Source organism: Pseudomonas lactucae, assembly GCF_016937615.1.
GTDB classification, from domain to species: Bacteria; Pseudomonadota; Gammaproteobacteria; order Pseudomonadales; family Pseudomonadaceae; genus Aquipseudomonas; species Aquipseudomonas lactucae.
The window spans coordinates 1-9284 of record NZ_JAFHKI010000075.1; the positions used below are offsets into that span (position 1 = coordinate 1).

Here is a 9284-nt window from a genome sequence, read left to right on the forward strand (position 1 = left end):
GCTCGGCAGCTGCTACGCATCGCCATCGGGAGCAAGCCCCCTCCCACATTCAACTGTATTTCAAATTAGAATTTGTATGAGGACATTGCTGTGCGCTCGACCGAAGTTGTGATCATTGGCGCCGGCGCCGCAGGCTTGATGTGCGCGCTGACCGCCGCCGGACGTGGGCGCAAGGTGATGTTGATCGACCATGCGAACAAGGCCGGCAAAAAGATCCTGATGTCCGGCGGTGGCCGCTGCAACTTCACCAATATGTACACCGAGCCGGCCAACTTCCTCTCGCACAACGCGCACTTCTGCAAGTCCGCCCTGGCCCGCTACACCCAATGGGATTTCATCGGGTTGGTGGCCAAGCACGGCGTGCCGTACCACGAGAAGAAGCTCGGCCAACTGTTCTGCGATAACAAGTCCAGCGATATCCTCGGCATGTTGCTCGACGAGTGCATCCAGACCGGCGTGAGCCTGCACCTGGACACCTCCATCGAGGAAATCGCCAGGCTCGACAGCGGCTATCAACTGCAGACCACCCTGGGTGAGTTGCGTTGTGAGTCACTGGTGATCGCCACCGGCGGCCTGTCGATCCCGACCCTGGGCGCGACCGGCTTTGGTTACCAGGTGGCCAAGCAGTTCGGTCACGCGTTGCTGCCGACCCGCGCAGGGTTGGTGCCGTTCACCATCACCGATCAGCTCAAGACGCTGTGCGGCGAGTTGTCCGGCACCTCCGTGGACTGCCTGGTCAGCTGCAACGACCAGAGCTTTCGCGAGAACATCCTGTTTACCCATCGCGGCCTCAGCGGGCCGGCGATTTTGCAGATTTCCTCGTATTGGGAACCCGGAGACACCGTAGAGATCAACCTGCTGCCTGACCACGACGCCCACACCTGGCTGCAACAGCAACAGGTCGAGCGCCCCAACAGCGAGCTGAAAACCTTGCTGGGTGAGATCTTCACCAAGAAAATGGCCAACCTGCTGGCGGACACCTGGTTCGCGTCCAAGCCGATGAAGCAATACACCCACGCTGAAATTGCCGATATCGCACAAAAACTCGGGAGCTGGCAGCTGGTGCCGGCGGGCACCGAAGGCTATCGCACTGCCGAGGTGACGCTGGGTGGGGTGGATACGCGGGAAGTGTCGTCCAAGACCATGGAATCGCTGAAGAGCCCCGGGCTGTACTTTATCGGCGAAGTGCTGGATGTGACCGGGCACCTGGGCGGGTTCAATTTTCAGTGGGCGTGGGCGTCGGGGTATGCCGCAGCACAATACGCCTGACACAACACGGTAAAACATGTGGGAGGGGCGGTGCGACGATTCGACTTGCCCCCGATAGCGGTGGACCAGTCAACTCATCCGGTGACTGATACATCGCCATCGGGGGCAAGCCCCTCCCACATTTTGATTATCTGTGTGCCAGGGAGAAATTTTGTGCAGTGATGTGCTCACCACCCTTGCCGTGGCGTCCTTGATAGCTCAATTTAGCGACAACGTCCCGGAAGACTCCAGACTTCATGTCATCGACCTCGTTCAAGCATTCCCTGCGTCGCCTGTGGGCGCTGGATAAATTCAGCTACAGCATTCGGGTATTCATTGCCCTGACCGGCAGCATGGCGCTGTGCTGGTACCAGGATGAAATGACCCTGCTGATCCCGCTATTCCTGGGGATTATCGCCAGCGCCCTGGCCGAGACCGACGACAGCTGGCAAGGCCGCCTCAACGCCCTGGCGGTGACGCTGGTGTGTTTCAGCATTGCCGCGCTGTCGGTGGAGTTGCTGTTCCCCTACCCCTGGATTTTCGTCATCTCTCTGGCCCTGGCGACGTTCGGCCTGACCATGCTCGGCGCGCTGGGTGAACGTTACGGGGCGATTGCATCGGCCACGCTGATTCTGTCGGTGTACACCATGATCGGCGTGGACCAGCGCGGTGGCGCGGTGAATGATTTCTGGCACGAGCCACTGCTGCTGGTGGCCGGTGCGGCCTGGTATGGGGTGCTGTCGGTGCTGTGGCAGGCGCTGTTTTCCAACCAGCCGGTACAGCAGAGCCTGGCGCGGTTGTTCCGCGAGTTGGGGCGTTATCTCAAGCTCAAGTCGTCGTTGTTCGAACCGATCCGCCAGCTGGATGTGGAAGCGCGCCGCTTGGAACTGGCCCAGCAAAACGGCCGGGTGGTAGCGGCGCTGAATGCCGCCAAGGAAATCATCCTGCACCGCGTGGGCAACGGCCGACCGGGCTCAAAAGTCAGCCGCTACCTCAAGCTGTACTTCCTGGCCCAGGACATCCACGAACGCGCCAGTTCATCCCATTATCCTTACAACGCACTGGCCGAGGCGTTCTTCCACAGTGATGTGCTGTTCCGCTGCCAACGCCTGCTGCGCCAGCAAGGCAAGGCCTGCCAGGCGCTGGCCGAGTCGATCCAGCTGCGCCAGCCGTTTATCTATGGCGACAGCTTCGCCGAGGCGCTCAGCGACCTGAACGCCTCCCTGGAGCACCTGCGCATCCAGAGCAACCCGGCCTGGCGCGGCCTGCTGCGCTCGCTGCGGGCGCTGGCGGCCAACTTGTCGACGCTCGACCGCCTGCTCGGCGACGCCAGCAACCCCGACGCCCTGGCCGACGCCTCCGACAGCAACCTGCTGGACCGCGCGCCGCGCAACCTCAGGGAAATGTGGACACGCCTGCGCACGCAACTGACGCCGACCTCGCTGCTGTTCCGCCATGCCCTGCGCCTGTCCCTGGCGCTGAGCATCGGCTACGGCACCTTGCATGTCATCCACGCCTCCCAGGGTTATTGGATCATCCTCACCACCCTGTTTGTGTGCCAGCCCAACTATGGCGCCACGCGGCGCAAACTCGGGCAGCGGATCATCGGCACCGCCATCGGCCTTACCGTGGCCTGGGCGCTGTTCGACCTGTTCCCAAGCCCCCTGGTGCAATCGATGTTCGCCATCGCCGCGGGCCTGGTGTTCTTTATCAACCGCACCACCCGCTACACCCTGGCCACCGCAGCCATCACCCTGATGGTGCTGTTCTGCTTCAACCAGGTGGGCGATGGCTACGGGCTGTTTTTGCCGCGCCTGCTCGACACCTTGCTCGGCAGCCTGATCGCCGGTCTGGCGGTGTTCCTGTTCCTGCCGGACTGGCAAGGCCGACGCCTGAACAAAGTGCTGGCCAACACGCTGACCTGCAACAGCATCTACCTGCGCCAGATCATGCAGCAATACGCCGCCGGCAAGAGCGACGACCTGGCCTACCGCCTGGCCCGCCGCAACGCGCACAACGCCGACGCGGCATTGTCCACCACCCTGGCCAATATGCTGATGGAACCGGGGCATTTTCGTAAGGAAGCGGATGTGGGGTTCCGCTTTCTGGTGCTGTCCCACACCTTGCTCAGCTATTTGTCGGGGCTTGGAGCCCACCGCGATACGCAATTGCCGGCCGAGATCCGCGAACACTTGATCGACGGCGCGGGTAAGACACTGGCGGCGAGCATCGATGAAATCGCCACAGGGCTGGCCAACAAGCAGCCGATTGCGATCCAGAGCGATGCCGAGGAAGCCCTGGCGGCAGACCTGGAGCAGATGCCGGATGAGATCGATGAGGGGCAGCGACTGGTGCAGACGCAGTTGGCGTTGATTTGTCGGCAGCTAGGGCCGCTGCGGACATTGGCGGCGCACCTGATCAAGGACACCAGCGCGGCTTAGGCCGCTATCGGGGGCAAGCCCCCTCCCACAGGGGACCGCATTTCCATGTTGGAACTCGATCAATGTGGGAGGGGCGGTGCGACGATTCGACTTGCCCCCGATGAGGCCCGCACAGGCACTACATCCCATGAGCCTTCATCAACCGCGCATAACTGCCATCGGCCTTCATCCTGGCAATCTCCCGATCAAAGCCCGCGACGATCTGCGCATGCTCAGGGTGCTTCAGGCTGACCAGGATATGCAGGCTGTTTTCACTCAACGGCGCGGGCAAAAACTCCACCGCATTGCGCACCCGTGCCGATTCGCGTGACAGGTAGTAACGCGCCACGTACTCATCCTCCACCGTCAGCCGCACCCGCTGCGCCGCCAGCATGCGCACGGCCATGGCGAAGTTATGCACAGGGACCTTTTGCAACTGCGCATCTGCGTCGAATGCAGTCGAATACGCATAGCCGCGCACCACGGCTATCGGGTAGTCGTGCAGCTGTTCAAGGTTCTGGTACTCGATGGGGTCGTCACGGCGCTTGATAAAGCGCACGCGGTTGACCAGGTACTCGTTGGAGAACTGCCCCAAATGCGTGCGGGCCTCGTCGTACCAGGCGTTGATCAGCACGTCATAGCGCCCGTCGCCCACCCCCATCAGCGCGCGCGCCCAAGGCACCTGCTCGAAATCACTGACATAGCCGGCACGAGCCAGAGCCGTACGGACGATGTCGGTAGCCAGCCCGCCGTTGATCAGGGTGGAATCGGTAAAAGGCGGCCAGGCATCCGCGACCAGACGCAAACTCTGCGCAAATGCAGGCGTCGCCAGCAATAACACTCCAATCAAAGCAACGGCACGAAAGAATCGCGGCATGCTCAAAATCCTTGGCAGGCAGGCGGTGGCTCTGGCTCAGGCGAGACCTGAGGTCCTAACAATAGCTCACATTACACAAAGAAACCGGAGGCGCACGCACACAATGATGGCGAATTGACGTCACTCACAAAAATAGACGATTTCGACACACGCGCACATCGCGCTTACTATCCTGAACAGACGTTTACACGAGAGTTCATCATGACGGTTGATTGGGTTTGCAAACATCACACTGACTTGGGCAAGGAGCAGCTCTACGCGATCCTGCGTTTGCGCTGCGAGGTTTTCGTTGTCGAGCAGAAGTGCGTCTATCAGGACATTGACGGGCAGGACCTGGCGGGCGATACCCACCACCTGATGGCCTGGCAGGATGATCAGTTGGTGGCCTACCTGCGCCTGCTGGACCCGGAATCCCAGGGCGGTGACGTGGTGGTTGGCCGGGTGATCGTCGCGCCGTCGGCACGCGGTACCGGCTTGGGGCACCAGATGATGGAAGAAACTCTGCGGCAGATCGACGAGATCTGGCCCGAGACGCCGGTCTTTCTGTCAGCCCAGGCGCATTTGCAAGGGTATTACGGGAAGTACGGGTTTGTGGTGGCGGGTCAGGAATACCTTGAGGATGATATTCCTCATATAGGTATGCGGCGCGCCTGAGGGCCTCATCGGGGGCAAGCCCCCGATGGCGTCAGCCGAAACAATGCAAAAATTTCAGGGATAGCCCAACACCCGCTTCACCGAAGCCAGATTGTCTTCGATCCAACGCCGATCGATTGCCCCCCAATCACGAATCCGATAGTGCCCGGCATGGTTGCGGGCACCGTCCTGCTGCTCGAATTCACACACGATATCCAGATCGGCCAACGCCGCGATGGTGTCCTGCGCCGTGCGTCGCGGCATGCCGGTGGCGTCAGTCAAAGCCGGGACGCTGCTGGCCAGGCCACTGTCGATCAGGTACGCCACGTAGAGGCGGCGGTAGAAACTGCTTTTGGTCTTGCTCACATCCATGGTGGTCGCCTTGTGTCGTCAGGGCTTGCCCTGCAGGTCGCGATACGTGAGGTACACCCGCAGGTCGAATTCCACCTGATGGTAGCCCGGCATCATGTAGTCGCAGAGTTTGTAGAACGCCTTGTTGTGGTCCGATTCCTTGAAGTGCGCCAGTTCATGCACCACGATCATGCGCAGAAATTCCGGCGCCGCCTCTTTGAACAAAGCAGCGATGCGGATCTCTTTCTTGGACTTCAGATTGCCACCCTGCACCCGCGAAATCGTGGTGTGCAGGCCGAGGGCGCGGTGAGTCAGGTCCAGGCGATTATCGAACAGCACTTTGTCGATGGCCGGCGCGTTGCGCAGGTGTTCCTGCTTCAAGGCCAGGGCATAGGCGTACAGGGCCTTGTCGCTCTGCACGGCGTGGCGTTCGGGGTAACGTTGCTCCAGGTAGGCGCCCAACTGGTCCTTGGCGATCAGTTGACGCACCTGCTCCTGGAGGGCTGGCGGGTAGGCCTGAAGGTATTTCAGCGCGGTCATGGAGTCTGCAACAGGGTTTGAAGGCCGTCAGTGTAGCGAATTCAACGCACGCGAGCGCGCGACCAGTCAGCCACGACCTCGGCCATTAACGGCTGCGACGCCCATGGCCCCTGGATAAACGGGCAACCGTGGGCTTTGAGCCAGTTCGCTTGCTCTTGGGTTTCGACGCCCTCGGCAATTACCAGCACGTCAAAATGCGCACATAACTCAATGATGCTGCGCGCCATCGCCGCATCGCGCACCGAGCCCGGCAGGCGCGCCACCAACTGCGGGTCGAGCTTGAGGGTATCGAACTCCAGATCACGCAGATGCGCCAGGGAACACTGCCCCGAGCCAAAGTCGTCCAGCGCGATGCGCACGCCCACACGGCGCAGCAACTTGAGCTGCTTGGCGGCCTCTTCCAGGTTGTTCATCAGGCAGTCTTCGCCGATTTCCACCTCCAGTTGCCGGTCGCGCAGTCCATACCGCTCGATCATTTGCTGTAGCTGGTTCGCCAGGTTGGGCAAATTGAACTGACTGGCGCTCAAGCTCACGCTCAGCACCAACTCGTCATCGAACGTTGTGTGCCATGCCTGGCGCTGGGCGGCGACCTGCTGGTAAATCCAGCTACTCAGCTGGCTGATCAACCGCACCTCTTCCAGCAATGGTAAAAACAACCCCGGCGGTACATCGCCGACGCTGGGATGCTGCCAGCGCAACAATGCCTCGACGCCACGCAGGTGCCCGTCTTCCAGCGACACCTGGGGCTGGTAGACCAGGGTAAAGTCCTTGTTTTCAATGGCCGTGCGCACGCTGTCTTCGAGCATCAGGCGCGAACGGGCGCGGCCGTTCATTTCCTGGTCGTAATAGCGATATTGCTGACGCCCAGCACGCTTGGCTTCGTACATGGCGATATCGGCCGCACGCAACAGGCCGTTGAGGTCAGAACCGCAGTCCGGAAACGTGGCGATGCCGATGCTGACCCCGAGCATTACATCCAAACCGTCAACTTGATGACAAACCGACACTCGTTCGATCAGTTTTTCCGAAATCTTCGCCGCGTGTTCCGGGAATTCCAGCTCCAGCAACGCGGTAAATTCATCCCCGCCCATGCGGCCGATGATGTCGTAGGAGCGCAGGCAACCTTGCAGTTGCTCCGACACCCAGCGCAGCACGCGGTCGCCGGCATCGTGCCCCAGAGAATCGTTGACCCGCTTGAAACCGTCGAGGTCCAGGTACAGCAACACCAGCGACTGGTCCACCCGCTCGCTACGCGACAAGGTATTTTCCACCGCCTGATAAAAGCCACGCCGGTTCAACAGCCCGGTCAACGGGTCAGTGACTGCCTGAAACTCCAGTTGCTGATGCAGGTGGCGCACTTCGGACATGTCCAGCACCGTCACCACCATGGCTTTCTGCTCAGTCGGCAGCGGCGCGCAGGACAGCGCCACGGGCACCTGTTGCCCGCGGCTGGTGCGCAGGATTGCATCGTGCAGACGCCAGGTTTCGCCCTTGCGATAACCGGCGTACATCTGCGATTCCAACCAGGCAGGCACGTGAGGCTTTTGCAGGAAGCTGAGAAATTCCTGACCTTTGAGCTCATGAAGCGTGGCGTTGAGCAGACGTGAAATCGCCGGGTTGGCGTACTCGATGACCCCCGCCTCGCTCACCACCAGGATGCCTTCGGCGGCGTTGTCCAACACCGAGGCATTGAAGGCGCGGGCCGACTCCAGATCATGACTCAGGCGCTGCAACGCCCGGCGGTTACGCTGGTGTTCCAGCAGTGCCTGAACCTTGGGCTTGAGGATATGCGGGTCGAAGGGTTTGAACAGGTAGTCGATGGCGCCGCTGGCGTACCCCTCCAGCACCGACGCGGGCGATTGGGCATTGGCGCTCAGAAAGATGATCGGGGTCATGCGCGTGCGCTGACTGCCGCGCATCAGGCGGGCCACTTCAAAGCCGTCCATGCCGGGCATTTTCACATCCAGCAGCACCAGGTCGACGTCATGCTCCAGCAACAATTCCAGGGCTTCAACACCGGAGGCTGCGGTTACGACCTGCCAGTCGTCACGTTGCAAAAGCGCACGCATGCTGATCAGGTTTTTCCGGGTAGTCATCGACCACCAGAAGAACCGAATCGCCGTCGCCGTGGTGTGGAGCGCATTCCATGCTACGTCTCTTCCTTAAGGACTCGCTCCGGTCACTTCTAAGCGTAAACCCGGACAAACTCTGAGCCATCACTCTAGCGCTGGAACCTCAAAATCAGAAGTGACGTGGATGCCATCATCGCGCCAAAGTTCAGTAAGCCGACTAACGGTCAAGCGCTACAGCCCCCGTACCACGCCATATATGGCGTTTTGACATTCTCTTGGCGCCAATAAATTGCCAGCAACCGTTTAACAACTGGCCGGCCACCGCCTATAAAGAACCCGTGAGGCCTGCGGGCCAAAGCCATCACCCCCTCTGTATAAGGCCTATGCCATGATCGACCTCTCTACCTGGAACCTGAGCATTCCGGTCGGCTCTCCCCCTGCGACCATCGACACTCCGAAGCTGATGAGTGGTTTCAACGACCAGTATTTCCAGGCCGAAGGCAGCAACGTGCAATTCTGGACGCCAGTCACCGGTACCCGCACCGAAAACGCCATCTACCCCCGCAGCGAACTGCGCGAAACCTACGCCGACGGTCGCCTGCGCAACTGGACCTACCCCGAAGCAAACAACTTTCTGCGCGCCACACTCGCGGTCAATCAGGTGCCGTCCACCGGCAAGATCGTGATCGGCCAGATCCATGCCTACGACAGTCAGAAGCCGCTGATCAAACTCGAATATCAATTCAAGGAAAAAACCCAGAGCGGCAACATCGTCGCCAAAGTGCGCATGCGCCCGGATGAAGACACCAGCCGCGTGATCATCGTCGCCTCCAATGTGCCGCTGGAGAAAAGCTTCACCTACGTGATCAACCTCAACAAAGCCGGGCTGCTCAGCGTGTATGCCGCCGACAGTGAGTGGAACGAGCGCATCGGCGCGGCGTGGGGCGACAAACCGCTGTACTTCAAGGCCGGCACCTATGTGCAGGACAACAGTGGCGATACCAAGGAAGGCGCCAAGGTGACGTTTTCCAAGTTGGATATTGATCACGAGTGAATAGTCCGGTGATGCCAAGGACTATTCCTCGGTGAATCCACTGTATTAAACACACCACCGAACCCTGTGGGAGCCGGGCTTGCCCGCGA

Annotated in this window: 7 protein-coding genes and 1 pseudogene; 4 read left to right on the forward strand and 4 right to left on the reverse strand. The window is 60.5% G+C overall.

Annotation, left to right across the window (positions count from 1 at the left end; all coding sequences use genetic code 11):
• Window positions 1-90: 90 nt before the first annotated feature.
• Window positions 91-1269 (forward strand): aminoacetone oxidase family FAD-binding enzyme, encoded by a 1179-nt coding sequence (locus tag JWR98_RS15180; protein ID WP_205490446.1) that lies wholly within the window; start codon window positions 91-93, stop codon window positions 1267-1269.
• Window positions 1270-1505: 236 nt separating this feature from the next.
• Window positions 1506-3689, forward strand: a complete 2184-nt coding sequence (gene yccS / locus JWR98_RS15185) for a YccS family putative transporter (RefSeq protein ID WP_205490448.1) — start codon at window positions 1506-1508, stop codon at window positions 3687-3689.
• A gap of 118 nt (window positions 3690-3807) precedes the next feature.
• Here the strand turns inward: yccS and JWR98_RS15190 are convergent, their stop codons facing one another.
• Window positions 3808-4545: a substrate-binding periplasmic protein gene (locus tag JWR98_RS15190; protein WP_205490450.1), complete on the reverse strand. Its 738-nt coding sequence runs from the start codon at window positions 4543-4545 to the stop codon at window positions 3808-3810.
• Window positions 4546-4746: 201 nt separating this feature from the next.
• On the opposite strand from JWR98_RS15190, the gene JWR98_RS15195 reads away from it, so the two are divergent.
• Window positions 4747-5199 carry a GNAT family N-acetyltransferase gene (locus JWR98_RS15195; protein ID WP_078735005.1) on the forward strand — a complete coding sequence of 151 codons (453 nt, stop codon included), beginning with the start codon at window positions 4747-4749 and terminating at the stop codon, window positions 5197-5199.
• 54 nt (window positions 5200-5253) lie between these two features.
• Here JWR98_RS15195 and JWR98_RS15200 read toward each other — a convergent pair whose 3' ends face one another.
• From JWR98_RS15200 to JWR98_RS15210, 3 genes and pseudogenes are all read right to left on the reverse strand, one after another.
• On the reverse strand, window positions 5254-5550 hold the full coding sequence (locus JWR98_RS15200) for a winged helix-turn-helix domain-containing protein (RefSeq protein ID WP_205490451.1): 297 nt from the start codon (window positions 5548-5550) through the stop codon (window positions 5254-5256).
• 18 nt (window positions 5551-5568) lie between these two features.
• Window positions 5569-6069: a M48 metallopeptidase family protein gene (locus JWR98_RS15205; RefSeq protein WP_003176609.1), complete on the reverse strand. Its 501-nt coding sequence runs from the start codon at window positions 6067-6069 to the stop codon at window positions 5569-5571.
• Window positions 6070-6110: 41 nt separating this feature from the next.
• A pseudogene (locus JWR98_RS15210) lies at window positions 6111-8217 on the reverse strand (putative bifunctional diguanylate cyclase/phosphodiesterase).
• A 312-nt stretch (window positions 8218-8529) separates the two neighbouring features.
• Here JWR98_RS15210 and JWR98_RS15215 point away from each other — a divergent pair.
• Window positions 8530-9195 carry a polysaccharide lyase family 7 protein gene (locus JWR98_RS15215; RefSeq protein WP_003176611.1) on the forward strand — a complete coding sequence of 222 codons (666 nt, stop codon included), beginning with the start codon at window positions 8530-8532 and terminating at the stop codon, window positions 9193-9195.
• Window positions 9196-9284: the final 89 nt, after the last annotated feature.

Coding starts and splice junctions, on each gene's coding strand:
- yccS (WP_205490448.1), top strand. CDS start 1,506: ATGTCATCGACCTCGTTCAAGCATTCCCTGCGTCGCCTGTGGGCGCTG.
- JWR98_RS15190 (WP_205490450.1), bottom strand. CDS start 4,545: ATGCCGCGATTCTTTCGTGCCGTTGCTTTGATTGGAGTGTTATTGCTG.
- JWR98_RS15195 (WP_078735005.1), top strand. CDS start 4,747: ATGACGGTTGATTGGGTTTGCAAACATCACACTGACTTGGGCAAGGAG.
- JWR98_RS15200 (WP_205490451.1), bottom strand. CDS start 5,550: ATGGATGTGAGCAAGACCAAAAGCAGTTTCTACCGCCGCCTCTACGTG.
- JWR98_RS15205 (WP_003176609.1), bottom strand. CDS start 6,069: ATGACCGCGCTGAAATACCTTCAGGCCTACCCGCCAGCCCTCCAGGAG.
- JWR98_RS15215 (WP_003176611.1), top strand. CDS start 8,530: ATGATCGACCTCTCTACCTGGAACCTGAGCATTCCGGTCGGCTCTCCC.